Source organism: Pantoea sp. Fr-CA_6, from assembly GCF_024520895.1.
Taxonomy (GTDB): Bacteria; Pseudomonadota; Gammaproteobacteria; order Enterobacterales; family Enterobacteriaceae; genus Pantoea; species Pantoea agglomerans.
Window position 1 is genome coordinate 85,961 of record NZ_JALNPO010000011.1, and the last position, 16,531, is coordinate 102,491.

Annotated in this window: 14 protein-coding genes; 7 read left to right on the top strand and 7 right to left on the bottom strand. The window is 57.2% G+C overall.

Annotated elements, in window-relative coordinates; all coding sequences use genetic code 11:
* The first annotated feature begins 22 nt into the window (after positions 1-22).
* The 3 genes from fhuC to fhuB are packed head-to-tail and all read left to right on the top strand — an operon-like array spanning position 23 to position 3,685.
* Positions 23-817 (top strand): Fe3+-hydroxamate ABC transporter ATP-binding protein FhuC, encoded by a 795-nt coding sequence (gene fhuC, locus NR201_RS17855; protein ID WP_050679567.1) that lies wholly within the window; start codon positions 23-25, stop codon positions 815-817.
* A gap of 10 nt (positions 818-827) precedes the next feature.
* Positions 828-1,706 (top strand): Fe(3+)-hydroxamate ABC transporter substrate-binding protein FhuD, encoded by an 879-nt coding sequence (gene fhuD / locus NR201_RS17860; RefSeq protein WP_022625447.1) that lies wholly within the window; start codon positions 828-830, stop codon positions 1,704-1,706.
* Positions 1,706-3,685, top strand: coding sequence for a Fe(3+)-hydroxamate ABC transporter permease FhuB (gene fhuB / locus NR201_RS17865; RefSeq protein WP_163639943.1), 1,980 nt, complete (start codon positions 1,706-1,708; stop codon positions 3,683-3,685). Before fhuD ends, fhuB begins: the two co-directional genes overlap by 1 nt.
* Positions 3,686-4,040: 355 nt before the next feature.
* Here the strand turns inward: fhuB and hemL are convergent, their stop codons facing one another.
* Complete coding sequence (hemL, locus tag NR201_RS17870; RefSeq protein ID WP_010254062.1) at positions 4,041-5,321, bottom strand: glutamate-1-semialdehyde 2,1-aminomutase; 1,281 nt, start codon at positions 5,319-5,321, stop codon at positions 4,041-4,043.
* Positions 5,322-5,524: 203 nt separating this feature from the next.
* On the opposite strand from hemL, the gene erpA reads away from it, so the two are divergent.
* Complete coding sequence (erpA, locus tag NR201_RS17875) at positions 5,525-5,872, top strand: iron-sulfur cluster insertion protein ErpA (RefSeq protein ID WP_010254064.1); 348 nt, start codon at positions 5,525-5,527, stop codon at positions 5,870-5,872.
* Between the two features lie 30 nt (positions 5,873-5,902).
* Here the strand turns inward: erpA and NR201_RS17880 are convergent, their stop codons facing one another.
* The 3 genes from NR201_RS17880 to mtnN all read right to left on the bottom strand — a co-directional run bounded on the left by NR201_RS17880 (position 5,903) and on the right by mtnN (position 7,763).
* Positions 5,903-6,154 carry a hypothetical protein gene (locus NR201_RS17880; protein WP_010254068.1) on the bottom strand — a complete coding sequence of 84 codons (252 nt, stop codon included), beginning with the start codon at positions 6,152-6,154 and terminating at the stop codon, positions 5,903-5,905.
* Positions 6,155-6,277: 123 nt separating this feature from the next.
* Positions 6,278-7,072: a vitamin B12 ABC transporter substrate-binding protein BtuF gene (gene btuF / locus NR201_RS17885; protein WP_045140762.1), complete on the bottom strand. Its 795-nt coding sequence runs from the start codon at positions 7,070-7,072 to the stop codon at positions 6,278-6,280.
* The gene (gene mtnN / locus NR201_RS17890) at positions 7,065-7,763 is read right to left on the bottom strand and encodes a 5'-methylthioadenosine/S-adenosylhomocysteine nucleosidase (RefSeq protein ID WP_010254075.1); all 699 of its coding nucleotides are present in this window, start codon (positions 7,761-7,763) and stop codon (positions 7,065-7,067) included. The genes btuF and mtnN overlap by 8 nt, the downstream gene beginning before the upstream one ends.
* A 92-nt stretch (positions 7,764-7,855) precedes the next feature.
* Between mtnN and dgt the strand changes: the two genes are divergently transcribed.
* From dgt to NR201_RS17905, 3 genes are all read left to right on the top strand, one after another.
* Positions 7,856-9,346: a dGTPase gene (gene dgt / locus NR201_RS17895; RefSeq protein WP_010254077.1), complete on the top strand. Its 1,491-nt coding sequence runs from the start codon at positions 7,856-7,858 to the stop codon at positions 9,344-9,346.
* A 134-nt stretch (positions 9,347-9,480) separates the two neighbouring features.
* Entirely contained in the window at positions 9,481-10,926 is a 1,446-nt protein-coding gene (degP, locus tag NR201_RS17900; protein WP_256850047.1) for a serine endoprotease DegP, read from the top strand.
* Between the two features lie 184 nt (positions 10,927-11,110).
* Positions 11,111-12,268 (top strand): CdaR family transcriptional regulator, encoded by a 1,158-nt coding sequence (locus tag NR201_RS17905; RefSeq protein ID WP_010254083.1) that lies wholly within the window; start codon positions 11,111-11,113, stop codon positions 12,266-12,268.
* Positions 12,269-12,328: 60 nt separating this feature from the next.
* On the opposite strand, the gene NR201_RS17910 is transcribed toward NR201_RS17905, so the two are convergent.
* The 3 genes from NR201_RS17910 to glnD form a co-directional block, all read right to left on the bottom strand.
* On the bottom strand, positions 12,329-12,721 hold the full coding sequence (locus NR201_RS17910) for a DUF3461 family protein (RefSeq protein ID WP_010254085.1): 393 nt from the start codon (positions 12,719-12,721) through the stop codon (positions 12,329-12,331).
* Between the two features lie 224 nt (positions 12,722-12,945).
* Positions 12,946-13,770: a 2,3,4,5-tetrahydropyridine-2,6-dicarboxylate N-succinyltransferase gene (gene dapD / locus NR201_RS17915; protein WP_010671859.1), complete on the bottom strand. Its 825-nt coding sequence runs from the start codon at positions 13,768-13,770 to the stop codon at positions 12,946-12,948.
* A gap of 83 nt (positions 13,771-13,853) precedes the next feature.
* On the bottom strand, positions 13,854-16,508 hold the full coding sequence (gene glnD, locus NR201_RS17920; protein ID WP_010671860.1) for a bifunctional uridylyltransferase/uridylyl-removing protein GlnD: 2,655 nt from the start codon (positions 16,506-16,508) through the stop codon (positions 13,854-13,856).
* Between the last annotated feature and the right edge of the window lie 23 nt (positions 16,509-16,531).

Genomic DNA, 16,531 nt, shown 5'->3' on the forward strand with positions numbered 1-16,531 from the left:
GCGCCCGTTCACAGGGATAACCATGCCGTATCCGCACGCAGAAGAGGCGACCTTTACGCTGAAAAACGCCAGTTTTGAAGTGCCGGGCCGGACGCTCCTTCAGCCACTGTCGCTGACCTTTCCGCCGGGAAAAGTGACCGGGCTGATCGGTCACAACGGCTCGGGCAAATCAACACTGTTAAAAATGCTGGGTCGTCACCACGCGGCCAGCAGCGGAGAGGTGCTGTTGAATCAGCAGCCCGTCGGACGCTGGAACAGCAAAGCCTTTGCCCGTCAGGTGGCCTATCTGCCGCAGCAGTTACCGGCAGCCGAAGGGATGACGGTGCGTGAACTGGTGGCGATTGGCCGCTATCCCTGGCACGGCGCGCTGGGGCGCTTTGGTCAGGAAGATCGCGACCGGGTAGAGGATGCGATTGCCCAGGTCGGGCTTAACGCCTTTGCCGGACGGCTGGTAGATAGCCTGTCGGGCGGCGAGCGTCAGCGCGCCTGGCTGGCGATGATGGTGGCGCAGAACAGCCGCTGTCTGCTGCTGGATGAACCGACGTCGGCGCTGGATATTGCCCATCAGGTTGAGGTGCTGGCGCTGATAAAAGCGCTGAGCCAGCAGCGCGGCTTAACCGTGATTGCGGTGCTGCATGATATCAATATGGCAGCACGCTACTGCGATCATCTGGTGGCGCTGCGTCAGGGCGCGATGATTGCCGAAGGTGACGCAGAGGCGATTATGCAGCCTGAGGTGCTCGGTGCGATTTATGGCATTCCGATGGGCATTTTACCGCACCCGCAGGGCGGCGCGCCGGTCAGTTTTGTCTGTTAAGGAGAGGATGATGCCCGATCTTAATCGCCGCCGACTGATGCTGGCGCTGGCAGTCTCTCCGCTGTTTTGTGCGCTTCCCCTGCGTGCCGCCACGCCAAATCCGGGTCGGATTATTGCACTGGAGTGGTTACCCACCGAACTGCTGATAGCACTAGGCGTCACGCCCTGGGGCGTGGCCGATCTGCACAACTACAACATCTGGGTAGGGGAGCCGCCGCTGCCTGAAGGCGTGATCGATGTAGGTCTGCGCACTGAACCCAATCTTGAGCTGATGGCGCAAATGCAGCCGTCGCTGATCCTCTGCTCCAACGGCTACGGCCCGCCTAAAGAGAAACTGACGCGCATCGCGCCCATTATGGGCTTCGACCTCCACAGCGGCGACGGGAAACCTCTCACTGCCGCGCGCGCATCGCTGCGTCAGCTGGCGGCGCGCCTTGGATTAAGCGCGCGAGCAGAACAGCATCTGCGCGAGGTCGATGATCAGCTGGCGGCGGCGCGCCAGCGGCTGGCGCCCTATGCCGGACGCACTATCCTGCTGATGTCGCTGCTCGACAGTCGTCACGCCATTACCTTCGGCAAAAACAGTCTGTTTCTGGAAGTGATGACTCTGCTGGGCCTGAAAAATGGCTGGCAGGGCGAAACAAATTTCTGGGGCAGCGCGGTGATCGGCATTGAAAAGCTGGCGCAGGTCGGGGATGTGGATGTCATCTGCTTTGATCATGATAACGATGCGGAGATGCAGCAACTGATGCGCAGCCCGCTGTGGCAGTCGCTGCCGTTTGTACGCACCGGACGCTTTCAGCGCGTCCCGGCCGTCTGGTATTACGGTGCGACGCTCTCGGCGCTGCACTTTGTTCGCGTGCTGGAACGCGCGCTGGAGACGCACTGATGCGCCATGCTCTGTTTCCCGCAGGCCTCCTCAGCCTGCTGTTTCTGCTGGCGCTCAGCCTGACGCTGGTCAATCTGCATCAGGCGTTGCCACAGGCTGAATGGTGGCAGGCACTCTGGTCACCGGCGGTCGATAGCCTGCCGCAGATGGTGTTTCACCACAGCCTGCTGCCGCGTATCGTGCTGGCGCTGCTGGTGGGGAGTGGACTGGGGTTAGCCGGTCTGCTGTTTCAACAGATATTGCGTAATCCGCTGGCGGAGCCAACCACGCTGGGCGTCTCTTCCGGCGCACAGCTGGGCATTACCGTGGCGACGCTGTGGCATCTGCCGGGCGGTGCGCTGACACAGCAGTTTGCCGCGCTCAGTGGCGCGCTGCTGGTGGGCGCGCTGGTGTTTGGTGTGGCCTGGGGCAAACGTCTGTCGCCAGTAACGCTGATTCTGGCCGGGCTGGTGCTGAGCCTCTACAGCGGCGCGGTGAATCAAATCTTCGCTATCTTCAATCACGATCAGCTGCAGAACATGTTTCTGTGGAGCACCGGCGCGCTGAATCAGATGAGCTGGGAAAATGTGCAGCAACTCTGGCCGCGCCTGCTGCTGGCGTTTGTGCTGGCGCTGGCGTTGCTGCGTCCGCTGACGCTGATGGGGCTGGATGATGGCGTAGCGAAAAACCTTGGCCTTGCGCTCTCCGTGGCGCGTGTCGGTGGCCTCGGGCTGGCGATCCTGCTCAGCGCACAGCTGGTCAACGTCGCCGGTATCATCGGCTTTATCGGGCTGTTTGCGCCGCTGCTGGCGAAGATGCTGGGTGGACGACGGCTCATCACCCGGATGTTGCTTGCTCCGCTGACTGGCGCGCTGCTGCTGTGGCTGGCGGACAGTTGCGTGTTGTGGCTCAGCACCCACTGGCGCGATATCCCGACCGGCACCGCCACGGCGCTGCTCGGCGTACCGATTCTGCTGTGGCTGCTGCCGCGACTGCGCACCGGTTCGGTGCCGCCCGCGCTGAATCAGGGTGATAAGGTGCCCGTCGAGCGACAGAACCTGCTGCGCTGGGCGCTGACGGGACTTGCCATCCTGGCACTGCTGGGGTGGGGCGGTCTGGCGTTTGGGCGAGATGCGCAGGGCTGGGTCTGGTCAGCGGGTGAGATGCTGCAATCGCTGCTGCCGTGGCGCGCACCGCGCGTGCTGGCCGCGCTGGTGACCGGCCTGATGCTGGGCGTGGCGGGGAGTCTGATTCAGCGGCTGACCGGCAATCCCATGGCCAGCCCGGAAGTGCTGGGCATCAGTTCGGGTGCCGCTTTTGGCGTGGTGATGATGATGTTCTTTGTGCCGGGCGATGCGCTGGCCTGGCTGCTGCCCGCCGGTGCGCTGGGCGCGGCGCTGACGTTGCTGGTGATCATGGCGGTAGCCAGTCGGGGCGGCTTTTCGCCGGAACGAATGCTGCTGGCGGGCATGGCGCTTAACAGCGCCTTTGTCACCCTGCTGATGCTACTGCTGGCGAGTGGCGATCCGCGTATGGGCGGGCTGCTTAGCTGGATCTCCGGCTCGACCTATAACATCAGCGGCACTCAGGCGGTTCAGAGCGCAATCTGCGCGCTGGTGCTGGTGTCGCTAGCACCGCTGGCCAGTCGCTGGCTGACGTTGCTGCCGCTGGGAAGCGCTACCGCACGCTCGGCCGGTATGGCGTTGACGCCTGCGCGGCTGAGTCTGCTGCTGCTGGCGGCCGCGCTGACCGCCAGCGCGACACTGACTATCGGCCCGCTGAGTTTTGTCGGACTAATGGCGCCCCATATGGCGCGCATGCTGGGATTCCGGCGGGCGTTACCGCAACTGCTGCTGTCAGGATTACTGGGGGCGGGATTGATGGTGCTGGCTGACTGGTGCGGACGGATGCTGGCATTCCCGGATCAGATCCCAGCCGGGCTGATGGCGACCTTTTTAGGCGCGCCTTACTTTATCTGGCTGCTGCGGCGTTCAGGTTAAGAGGAAAAAGCAGGCTGGTTTCAGACGCCGGCCAGATCCAAAGTAGGGTGAATCTGACAACAACGAAGAAGCTCAATGCGCAGGAAATTGGGTCAGAGGAGGAAAGCGTCCCGCGGCAGGGACAAAAACGCCGGGAGCGTTTTTGAACAACGCGAAGCGTTGGCCCGGCAACGGGCGCACCTCATGGATGAGGTGCGTAATCGCGCGGGCCGAGCGAGTCATGGATGACGGCTTTCGCGCCTTTCCGATCTGACCCTGTTTCCTGTGCGTGCACCCTCTCACAACAGAGCGGGGCAAGCCTCATCAATAACAAAAGACCGGCTGCTGCCGGTCTTCATCTTTAACGCTGCCGCAATTACAGCTTCGCGAAACAACGACGCGCGGCGTCGACAGTGCGCTGAATATCCTCTTCGCTGTGCGCCAGCGACATAAAGCCCGCTTCATAGGCTGAAGGCGCAAAGTAAACGCCCTCTTCAAGCATCAGGTGGAAGAAGGTTTTAAAGCGCTCCACATCGCAGCGGGTCACATCGGCGTAACAGGTCACACTGTCAGCATCGGTGAAGAACAGGCCGAACATCCCGCCAACATGGTTAATCACCAGCGGGATATTTTGCTGTTGTGCTGCTTCACGCAGACCCTCTGCCAGCTTGCGGGTCAGGGCATCCAGCTTCTCATGGGTGCCCGGCTGCGCGATCTGCGTCAGGCAGGCGAAACCCGCCGCCATGGCGATTGGGTTACCAGAGAGCGTTCCCGCCTGATAAACCGGACCGGTCGGGGCCAGCGCTGCCATCACTTCGCGACGCCCACCGAATGCACCGACCGGCATGCCGCCACCAATGATTTTCCCAAGGCAGGTCAAATCAGGGCGCACATTGTAATGAGCCTGCGCGCCACCCAGCGCGACACGGAAACCGGTCATCACTTCATCAATAATCAGCAGTGCGCCGAACTCATCACACAGTGAACGCAGACCCGGCAGGAACTCTGGCTGCGGTGGGATGCAGTTCATGTTGCCAGCCACCGGCTCAACGATGATGGCCGCAATCGACTCAGGATATTGCTCAAAAGCGCTGCGCACTGAGTCGAGATCGTTAAAGGTGCAGGTCAGGGTATGTTTAGCGAAATCAGCCGGTACGCCCGGCGAGTTCGGCTGACCCAGTGTTAACGCACCGGAGCCGGCTTTCACCAGCAGATGATCGGCGTGGCCGTGGTAGCAGCCTTCAAACTTGATGATTTTATCGCGGCCGGTAAAGCCACGCGCCAGACGGATAGCGCTCATGGTCGCTTCGGTGCCGGAGTTGACCATCCGCACCATCTCCATGCTCGGCACCAGCTCACACACCAGCTGTGCCATGGTCACTTCCATTTCGGTCGGTGCGCCAAAACTTAAGCCGCGCTGTGCCGCTTCAATCACGGCGTTACGAATCGCCGCGTTGTTATGACCCAGCACCATCGGACCCCATGAGCCGACATAGTCGATATAGGCTTTGCCGTCAGCGTCATAGAGATAGGCGCCATCAGCGTGTTCAATAAACAGCGGAACGCCGCCCACACCGGTAAATGCGCGTACTGGCGAGTTTACCCCACCCGGGATCAGGCGTTGTGCCTCTGCAAACAGTTGTTCGGACTTACTCATTTTCGGCTCCAGCGGTTCATAAAAATATTGCGCCATTCTACGGAAGAGGGGCAGCAGACGAAAGGTGGATTCACCCCCTGTGCCCTTAACAGGAGCGAAAGCGGCACAGAGTGCGAAGGGCAGAGCTTGATTGCGCTGAGGTGCTGGCTGATAATAGCGTAATTAAGGTCGTTTTCTGACCTGGGCGTTTACCGGAGTAAAACATGAGTGATGAAGTAGTAGCACTGCCGTTGCAGTTTACCGACGCCGCAGCCACCAAGGTGAAGAACCTGATTGCCGACGAAGAGAACCCGGCGCTGAAACTTCGCGTCTATATCACCGGTGGCGGTTGCAGTGGTTTCCAGTACGGCTTCACCTTTGATGACCAGATGAATGATGGCGACATGACGATTGAAAAGCAGGGCGTCTCACTGGTGGTTGATCCGATGAGCCTGCAATATCTGGTGGGCGGTTCAGTGGATTACACGGAAGGTCTGGAAGGCTCACGCTTTATCGTGACCAACCCGAATGCCAAAACCACCTGTGGCTGTGGCTCTTCCTTCAGTATCTGATAATGCAGGCCGTCATACAGACGGCCTCGTTTACCATTCTATTGTGACCAGCCGGTTACTTTGCTTCACACTTCCCTGCGATTGAATCTGGCCGTTTGTTACGCGCGGCTGCGCGCTTGCCTGTCTGCCGCAGTTGATCTGCGGCGCGGGCTGACCGTTAGCCGTGTTGATTTCACAGCGTGAATAGATGACAAGTCTGGCGCCAATAGAGCCATTTATCGATCCTGCAAAGGCAGAACCGGCGATCGACAGCCCTATGGCCAGCAGCAGTGCTCTGGTCATATAAGGTTCCTGGTGTTTTAAAAAAGCGCCGGAGCGCTAAAAGGACGGCGAGCATACGTGGCGCGTTCGTCTCTGGTATTGATCAACGGCAAAAATCGCAGTGACTTTAATCAATTCGCTGATTTATTCATCGGGATGCAGGGCCGCACAGAGTTGCTGCGCGGCCAGCAGCAGTCGCGGGCCTGGCCGGCTAAGCCAGTCCTCGTTGATGGCAATCACCGGTACATCCAGCTGCGGTCGCCAGAACACCCGGATGTTTTCCGCCTGCTGCGCACTGCCACCCGTCACAACGGCCTGAGGATGGCGCATCAGCACCTGCTCACGGCTGACCTGCGGCCAGCTGACGCGGCTGTCAGCAAAGATGTTCCTGCCACCACATAACGTAATAATTTCATTCTGCAGCGTGGCTCTGGCGGCGGTAAACAGGGGCTGCTGACCAAATTGCAAAAAAAGCGGAACCGCAGTCAGATGAGCATAGCGCTGACGCAGCGCGGCTTCCTGCTGACGTAACTGGCGGGCAGCGCGAGTTGCCTGCTCCGGTCTGGGGCTCCAGTGGCCCAGATCGGCCAGCGCCGTGAACATCTCATCCAGCGTCAGCGGATCAATCCATTTAACCGGCACGCCTAGCTGCTGTAGCTGGTCAATCTGCCGCTGCGGATTACCGCCTCGCCAGGCTAATACCAGATCCGGCTTAAGCTGCAGAATACGTTCAGCCTTGATGCCCTGCCAGTTTGCGACCTGCTCAATCTGTTTGGCCTGCGGCGGATAGTCGGACCAGGCGCTGACCGCAATCGGGGTAATCCCGGCAGCAAAGGCGAGTTCGGTAAGGTGAGGGGAGAGGGTAATCACGCGTGGCGGGGAAGCCAGCAGGCTGCCGCTTAACAGCAGCAGCCAGCAGAGGAGTCGCGTTTTAGCCACGCGCCAGATGCGCCAGCAGGTTCTCCACCATCAGCGAAGATTGCTTCGCCGCAACGCTTAAGAACTCATCAAAGCTGAGGTGAGATTGCTTATCGGCCACGTCGGAAATGGCGCGGACTACTACAAAAGGCACCTGGAACTGATGACAGACATGGCCGATAGCGGTGGCTTCCATCTCAACGGCAATCGCCTGCGGGAACAGATTACGAATGCGCGCCAGCGGTTCGGCACCATTGATAAAGGCATCACCGCTGACCACCAGACCGCGTACGGCATTCAGATCCAGCTGCTGAATACAGGCTTCTGCAGCGGCGATAAGCTTGCTGTCTGCCACAAACGCGGCCGGACAACCCGCCATCTGACCCGGCTCATAACCAAAAGCGGTGACGTCAGCATCGTGATAACGCACTTCTTCTGACACCACGATATCGCCGACGCTGAGCGACGGCGCTAAACCGCCAGCCGAACCGGTGTTGATCACCACATCCGGCTTGCAGAGCTGCAGCAGCAGCGTGGTACCCAGCGCGGCAGAGGTTTTACCGATGCCAGATTTCAGCAGAGCCACCTCAACGCCCTGCAGGGTGCCGGTATAAATTTCACAACCCGCCAGCGACAGCGTTTGACGGTTTTCAATTTTGTCGCGCAGCAGTGTGACTTCCTGCTCCATCGCGCCAATAATGCCTGCTTTCATAGTGAGTTCCGCTAATGTAAAGAATCAAAATTTAGGGCATAGTCTACCATGGCATTCAGGGGATTAATTCACGAAAAAATAAGGGGTAATCCATGTCAGCGATCAATTTCAGGAAGAAGATCAGCTTCTCGCGCCCTTATAACAGCCGCAAGGAACCGGAAGGCGAATATTACATTACGCGCCATTTTGAGAGCGATCGCGGACGGATTATAAACTCCGCCGCAATCCGGCGTTTGCAGCAAAAAACGCAGGTGTTTCCGCTGGAGCGTAACGCTGCCGTTCGTTCCCGCCTGACGCATTCGCTGGAGGTGCAGCAGACCGGGCGTTACATCACCAAAGAGATCCTGCAAACCCTGAAGATGCAGGGCGGGCTGGCGCAGTATGGTCTTGATGAGCTGGAAGGCGCGTTTGAAAGTCTGATTGAGATGGCCTGTCTGATGCATGATGTCGGTAATCCACCTTTTGGCCATTTTGGCGAGGCGGCGATTAACGACTGGTTTGAAGAGAACCTCTCTGCCGAGCTGGTGGATCCGCTGGTGGCCGGCGTGGAAGGAGAAGCACAGCGTAAAGCCTTTGATCAACTCAACGCCATGATCCGCCAGGATCTCTGTCACTTTGAAGGTAATGCGCAGGCGATCCGGATGGTGCATACGCTGCTGCAACTGAATCTCAGTTATTCTCAGGTCGCCTGCATCCTGAAATATACCGCGCCTGCCTGGTGGCAGGGGGAAAAGCCCGCCGAATTTAGCGTACTCATGAAGAAGCCTGGGTTTTATCTCTCTGAGCAGGATTATATTGCCGACCTGCGTGCTGCCACCAATATGGAAGAACACCACCGTTTTCCGCTGACTTATATAATGGAAGCTGCGGATGATATCTCCTATTGTATTGCCGATTTGGACGACGCTGTAGAAAAAGATATCTTTAATGTTGAAAGTTTGTATGAGTTTCTCAATAAAGCCTGGGGGCCGGTTAAAAATAATGACGCTTTCAGCCGGACTATTGGCGAAGCCTGGCGTGAAGCCTGCAGTAAAAAACGCCGAAGCCGCAGCGATCAATTTTTTATGTCACTCCGCGTAAATGTTCAGAGCGTGCTGGTAAGCTATGCGGTGAAACGTTTTGTTGATAATCTTCCTGCTATATTCGATGGAAGTTTTAACCATGCGCTACTGGAAGATGAGGGTGAAGAGGGCCGCTTACTGCAATTGTTTAAAACCGTTGCGCGCCAGCAGGTCTTTAATCATTCTGAAGTAGAGCAGCTGGAGTTGCAGGGTTACCGGGTGATTAAAGGGCTGCTGGAGATCTATCAGCCGCTGATGCGCCTTAATTACGAAGCCTTTACCACGCTGATAAATGAAGATTTCCTGCGTCAGCATCCGATCGAAACCCGGCTTTTTCATAAGCTCTCGGGTAAACACCGTAAAGCCTATTTGCATAAGATGCGTAATCTGGTTGTAGAACATAAATATCAGCGTCTGTTGTGGGAACGTTATTATCGCTTCCGGCTCATTCAGGATTATATCAGTGGTATGACCGATCTCTATGCCTGGGATGAGTACCGGCGACTGATGGCGGTAGAATAAGCCGCCAATTGTAAAGAGCGCGAATAAATTTTTACTTTTGCCTTAAACTTTTAAAGGAACTTCGCGCTAAAACATTTATCTCACCTTTCGACCACAGCAATGGTCTGAACAGTAATCTTATTGAGAAACGAAAAATGAAAAAAAAGACCTTAATGTTAAGTGCGCTGGCGTTGAGCCTGAGCATGGCGCTCGCCCCTGTTACTGTTTCTGCTGCGCAAACGGCCTCTTCCGATAGCCTGCAACAGCCAAGTCTGGCACCGATGCTGGAGAAGGTGATGCCGTCTGTGGTCAGTATCAGCGTCGAGGGGACCACCACGGTGAAAACCCCGCGTATGCCGCAGCAATTTCAGCAATTCTTTGGCGACAATTCGCCATTCTGCCAGGATGGTTCCCCGTTCCAGGGCTCACCGATGTGCCAGAACGGCGACGGTGCAGGCGGTAACGGCGGCGCGCCAGTGCCTGATACCCAGCAGGAAAAATTCCGTGCTCTGGGATCGGGCGTCATCATTAACGCTGACAAAGGCTATGTGGTAACTAATAACCACGTCGTGAATAATGCCACCAAAATTCAGGTACAGCTCAGCGACGGTCGTCGCTATGACGCCAAAGTCATCGGTAAAGATCCCAGCTCTGACATTGCCCTGATTCAGCTGCAGGAAGCCCAAAATCTTACCGCAGTCAAAATCGCTGATTCTGACAACCTGCGCGTCGGCGATTATACCGTGGCGATCGGCAACCCTTATGGTCTGGGTGAAACGGTCACCTCAGGTATCGTCTCCGCGCTGGGACGCAGTGGCCTGAACGTGGAAAACTACGAAAACTTTATCCAGACGGATGCGGCCATTAACCGGGGCAACTCCGGTGGTGCGCTGGTTAACCTCAACGGTGAACTGATTGGGATTAACACCGCCATTCTGGCGCCTGATGGCGGCAACATCGGTATCGGCTTTGCTATCCCCAGCAACATGGTGAAAAACCTGACGGCACAGATGGTCGAGTTTGGTCAGGTGAAACGCGGCGAGCTGGGCGTGCAGGGGACTGAGCTGAACTCCGAGCTGGCAAAAGCGATGAAGGTCGACGCACAACGTGGTGCCTTTGTAAGCCAGGTGCTGCCAGACTCAGCGGCCGCCAAAGCCGGTATTAAGGCGGGCGACGTCATTGTGTCGATGAACGGTAAACCGCTGAGCAGCTTTGCTTCGCTGCGTGCGGAAGTGGGCTCACTGCCGGTTGGCACCACCCTGAAACTGGGGCTGCTGCGTGACGGCAAACCGGTCGATGTCTCTGTTAAGTTGCAGCAGAGCAGCCAGTCAAAAGTGCAGTCCGCGACCATCTACACTGGCATTGAAGGCGCCGATCTCAGCAATATCGAAGCGGGTACCAAAGGTGTCCGGGTTGATAACGTGAAACCGGGCAGTGCTGCGGCGCGTATCGGCCTGAAAAAGGGCGATGTGATCCAGGGCGTTAACCAGCAGGTAGTGACCAACCTGGGTGAGCTGCGCAAAGTTCTCGACAGCAAGCCGTCCGTTCTGGCGCTGAATGTGAAACGCGGCGACAGCAGTATCTATCTGCTGATGCAGTAAGAGAACAGCAACGGATGAAGAGGCGGACTGCGGTCCGCCTTTTTTATGTCCACTTTCTGCCTCATCAGAGTGTGATGCTCGCCGCAAATTCGGCAAATGACGGCCTGGCTCTGTGCAATTGCACAATGTTCTGCGTGCTGTGCATGCGTATTCTGTTTCTCCCCCTCTTTTTCAGGAGTAATGGATGGCTACCTATCACCTTGATGCCCGGCTGGCACAGGATATCGTGGCGCGCACCATGAAAATTATTGACAGCAATGTCAACGTGATGGATGCGCGGGGCCGGATTATCGGCAGCGGTGACCGGGAACGTATTGGGGAGTTGCACGAAGGTGCATTGCTGGTGCTCTCTCAGGGGCGCGTTGTCGACATCGATGAGGCCGTGGCTAAACATCTTCATGGCGTGCGGCCTGGCATTAACCTGCCGCTGCGCATTGATGGTGACATCGTCGGGGTGATCGGCCTGACCGGTGAGCCGCTGGCGCTGCGGCATTATGGCGAGCTGGTCTGCATGACCGCAGAGATGATGCTGGAGCAGGCCCGGCTGCTGCATATGCTGGCGCAGGACAGCCGTCTGCGTGAAGAGCTGGTGCTGAACCTGATCCGCAGCGATACCCTGTCGCCACAGCTGACCGAATGGGCGCAGCGGCTCGGTATCGATCTCAATCAGCCGCGTGTGGTCGCCGTGGTGGAAGTGGATAGTGGTCAGCTCGGGGTAGACAGCGCGATGTCAGAGTTACAGCAGCTGCAAACGCTGCTGACCACGCCGGAGCGGGACAATCTGATCGCGATTGTGTCACTGACCGAAATGGTGGTGCTGAAACCGGCCCTTAATGGGCATGGGCGTCACGATCAGGAAGATCATCGCCGCCGCGTAGAGCAGCTACTACAGCGGATGAAAGAGAGCGGTCATCTTCGGATGCGTATCGCGCTGGGCAACTTCTTTACCGGACCCGGCAGCATCGCACGCTCTTACCGGACGGCGCGCACCACGATGATGGTGGGCAAGCAACGTATGCCCGAGGTGCGCAGCTATTTTTATCAGGATCTGGTGCTGCCCGTGCTGCTCGACAGCCTGCGGGGTGGCTGGCAGGCCAATGAGCTCGCCCGGCCACTGGCGAAGCTCAAGAGCATGGATAACAACGGCTTGCTGCGCCGCACGCTGATCGCCTGGTTCACCCATAACGTCCAGCCGAGCGCCACCGCGCGTGCGCTGTTCATTCATCGTAATACGCTGGAATACCGGCTGAACCGGATTTCTGAACTGACCGGACTGAATCTTGGCCATTTTGATGACAGGCTGTTGCTCTATGTTGCTTTGCAACTGGATGAGCAGGGCTGAAGTGCAGATTTGCGGCATAAAAAAGGCCAGCAATGCTGGCCTCTCTGGTCAGGCAGGAAATTAACGACCGTTACGGGTTAATTTTTCCAGATCCGATTCAATTTCAGTGATCTTATGTGAAACCACGCTTTCCAGGTGACGCAGGTCATCCAGAATTTTGCGTTTCAGATCCACTTCAACCTGATCGCGCTGGCAAATCTGATCCAGTTCATCGATGACATAACGCAGATTCGGGCTGATTTCCTGAACTTCTTTGTAGCCCTGGGTCGCGTGATCGGCAACAACCGTTTTGCGCTGGCGCGGATATTTGAATTTGACGCTCTTCGCGAAAAACTCACCTTTATCTTTGCGGAAGTAGATTTTCAGAATGTCGTTATTGGCTTCCTGACGCAGGCTATAGCGGTCAATGTCGTCCGGGTTACTGATACCTAAGCTTTTCAGATTGTCATACATAGCGTTGTTTCCATCAAAAGTGAGAAGCGCGCAGACTTGTTCATGACGTCCGTCAACTGTAGACATAAATAAGCGGGATGAACATTGCGCGACAGGATTTAACTGGCGCGGATTATGACCTGGATAAAAACTAAACGCACCAGTTAATTCGCGACGCGAAGCATGTTATTCAGGAATCACTGTAAAGAAAAGATGACGGGCTGGAAACCAGCCCGTCGCTTAAATCAGTCGATGGTGCGCAGCAGTTCGTTGATGCCTGTTTTGCCAAGCGTTTTCGCATCCACTTTCTTCACGATCACGGCACAGTAGAGGCTGTAGCTGCCATCTTTAGAGGGCAGGTTACCTGAGACCACCACGGATCCCGCAGGAACACGGCCGTAATGCACTTCGCCGGTCTCGCGGTCATAGATTTTGGTGCTCTGACCGATGTAAACGCCCATTGAGATCACGGAACCTTCTTCAACAATCACGCCTTCAACGATTTCAGAGCGCGCGCCAATGAAGCAGTTATCTTCGATGATGGTCGGGTTCGCCTGCAGCGGCTCCAGCACGCCACCGATACCCACGCCGCCAGAAAGGTGAACGTTTTTACCAATCTGCGCACAGGAACCAACGGTCGCCCAGGTGTCCACCATGGTACCTTCATCCACAAAGGCGCCAATGTTGACGTAAGAAGGCATCAGCACCGTGTTGCGGGCGATATAGGCACCCTGACGCACAGCCGCAGGCGGCACGACGCGGAAACCGGCTTCTTTGAAACGTGCTTCATCCCAGCCAGCAAACTTCATCGGCACTTTGTCGTAAAAGCGGGTTTCTGCACCTTCCATCACCTGATTGTCATTGATGCGGAAAGAGAGCAGTACGGCTTTCTTCAGCCACTGATGCGTTACCCACTCGCCGTCGATCTTCTCAGAAACGCGCAGTGCACCGCTGTCCAGCAGGGCGATCACCTGGTTGATGGCATCACGGGTTTCGCTGTCGACGCTGGCGGGTGTGATGTCAGCGCGACGTTCGAAGGCGGATTCAATAACGCTCTGTAACTGTTGCATATTTTTTTCCTGATCTGTCATGTGCGATGCCGGGCAATACCCCGACACAAGTAAAGAGATTAATGTTTACAAATCGAGTCTGGTCACACTTTATCGTTTGGATTAAGGGCCTCTGTCAACCGTTGTCGCAACGCTTTTCGCATTTCTTCGTCCAGCGCCTGACGTTCACTGTTGGCCAGAATAAACAAATCTTCGACCCGCTCGCCGATAGTGCTGATGCGTGCGCCATGCAGTGAGACTCCGAGATCGGCAAAGACTTCACCGACCCGCGCCAGCAGGCCTGGCTGATCCAGCGCCACCAGTTCCAGATAGCTGCGACGATCGGTATGCGTCGGCAGGAAATTGACCTCGGTATCGACGCTGAAATGCCTGAGTTTGGCCGACGGACGGCGGGTACGCGGCGGCGCCCACTCTGACTGGGTTATCGCCTGCTCCAGCGCCTGAATGATCATCGGATGGCGATCCGGAGAGAGCGGGCTGCCATCCGGCTCCAGCACAATAAAGGTATCCATCGCCATGCCGTCGCGGCTGGTAAAGATTTGCGCATCGTGCACGCTGAGATTACGGCGATCGAGTTCACCCGCAACGGCGGCAAACAGGTGCGGGCGATCGGGACTCCAGATAAAGATTTCGGTCCCGCCGCGCGTGGCCTGCGGACTGACCAGCACCAGCGGTTTTTTCAGGTCGTGAACCAGCAGGTGGCGGGCATGCCAGGCGATCTGATTCGGCGTATGGCGCAGGAAATAGTCAGCGCGGCAGCGATTCCAGATCTGGTGCAGACGCTCTTCATCAATGTTGTCCATCCGAAGCAGCGCCAGCGCCTGCAGGCGATGATGACGCACCCGCTCACGCAGATCCGGACTGTTTTCCATGCCGCGTCGCAACTGCTTCTCGGTGGCGAAAAAGAGCTCACGCAACAGGCTCTGCTTCCAGCTGTTCCACAGACTTTCATTGGTGGCACAGATATCGGCTACGGTCAGGCAAACCAGATAGCGCAGCCGGTTCTCATTCTGCATCACCTCGGCGAACTGCTGTATCACCGTCGGGTCCTGAATATCGCGCCGCTGTGCTGTCACCGACATCAGCAGATGATGACGCACCAGCCAGGCCACCAGCTGGGTTTCACGTGAGTTGAGACCGTGCATTTCAGCAAAGTCGAGCGCATCCTGCGCGCCAAGAATAGAGTGATCGCCGCCGCGCCCTTTGGCAATGTCATGCAGCAGCGCGGCCATCAGCAACAGCTCCTGTTGCGGCAGGCGCGGCCATAACTCGACGCACAGTGGATGCTGCGGGCGGGTGCTTTCATTGGCAAAACTTTCCAGCTTTTGCAACACCCGAATGGTGTGCTCATCCACGGTGTAGGCGTGAAACAGATCGAACTGCATCTGTCCGACGATATGGCCCCACAGCGGCGTATAAGCCCACAGCACGCTATAGCGATGCATCGGCACCAGCGCCCGGCTGACCGCGCCGGGATGGCGCAGAATCGACATAAAGGTGCGGCGCGCTTCCGGAATCTGACACAGCGGCTGTTTAAGATGACGACGCGCATGGCGCAGGTGACGCAGGGTGGTGGAGTAGATCCCTTTGATGCTGTCATTACGCACCATGACGTAGAACATGCGCAGGATTGCCTGCGGCTCTCGCCGGAACAGCGTTTCGTCGCGCAGGTCGATCAAATCGCCACGCAGCTGGAAATCGTCATCAATAGGCCTGGGCTTTTCGCTGGTGGAGAGCGCCAGAATCGCCTCATCAAACAGCTGCAGCAGCATCTGATTCAGTTCGCCGATACGCCGCGTGACCCGATAGAAATCTTTCATCATCCGCTCGACCGGCTCATTGCCCTCGCCCTGATAATTCAGGCGTTGTGCCACGCTGAGCTGGCGATCAAACAGCAGGCGATTATCGTAGCGGGGCAGGGAGAGGTGCAGGGCAAAGCGGATGCGCCAGAGAAATGCCTGACATTCGTTGAGTTCGCTGCGCTCCGCGTCGGTGAGGAAACCAAAGCCGACCATCTCATCCAGCGTGGTGGCGCCAAAATGGCGTCGGGCGACCCACTGCAGCGTATGAATGTCCCGCAGGCCACCGGGGCTGCTTTTAATGTCCGGTTCAAGGTTATAGCTGGTGCCGTGATAACGCTTGTGGCGCTCCTGCTGCTCTTCAATTTTGGCGGCGAAAAAGCAGGATGAGGGCCAGAAACCATCGCTGAAGATGTTTTTCTGTAATTCCAGAAACAGCGCCACATCGCCGGTCAGCATGCGTGACTCAATCAGATTGGTGGCAACGGTCAGGTCAGATAACCCCTCCAGCAGGCACTCTTCCAGCGTGCGGACGCTGTGACCCACTTCCAGCTTAAGGTCCCACATCAGCGTTAACAGATCGCTGGTGCGCTGCGCAGCCTGTTCATTCAGCGGCTGGCGGCTCAGGATCAGGACGTCAATATCAGAGAGTGGATGCAGCTCGGCACGGCCATAGCCGCCAACGGCGACCAGCGCGATAGCCGGCATCTCATCAAAGCCAAAAAAGCGCCACAGGCGACGCAGCAGCCGATCGATAAACAGCGTGCGGGCATCAATCAGCGGCTCAACGGGTTCACCGGCATCAAACGCGGCGGCCAGATGTTGCTGAAACTGCTCCAGCCGCGGCTTCAGAATGTCACGTGTCAGCTGGTCGTCACCCCATTCGGCTGGCGAATCGACCAGACCGTTTTTCACATCTTCTGACAGACTCACGCTCATGCAGCTCTTCTCTTTTTTAGCCA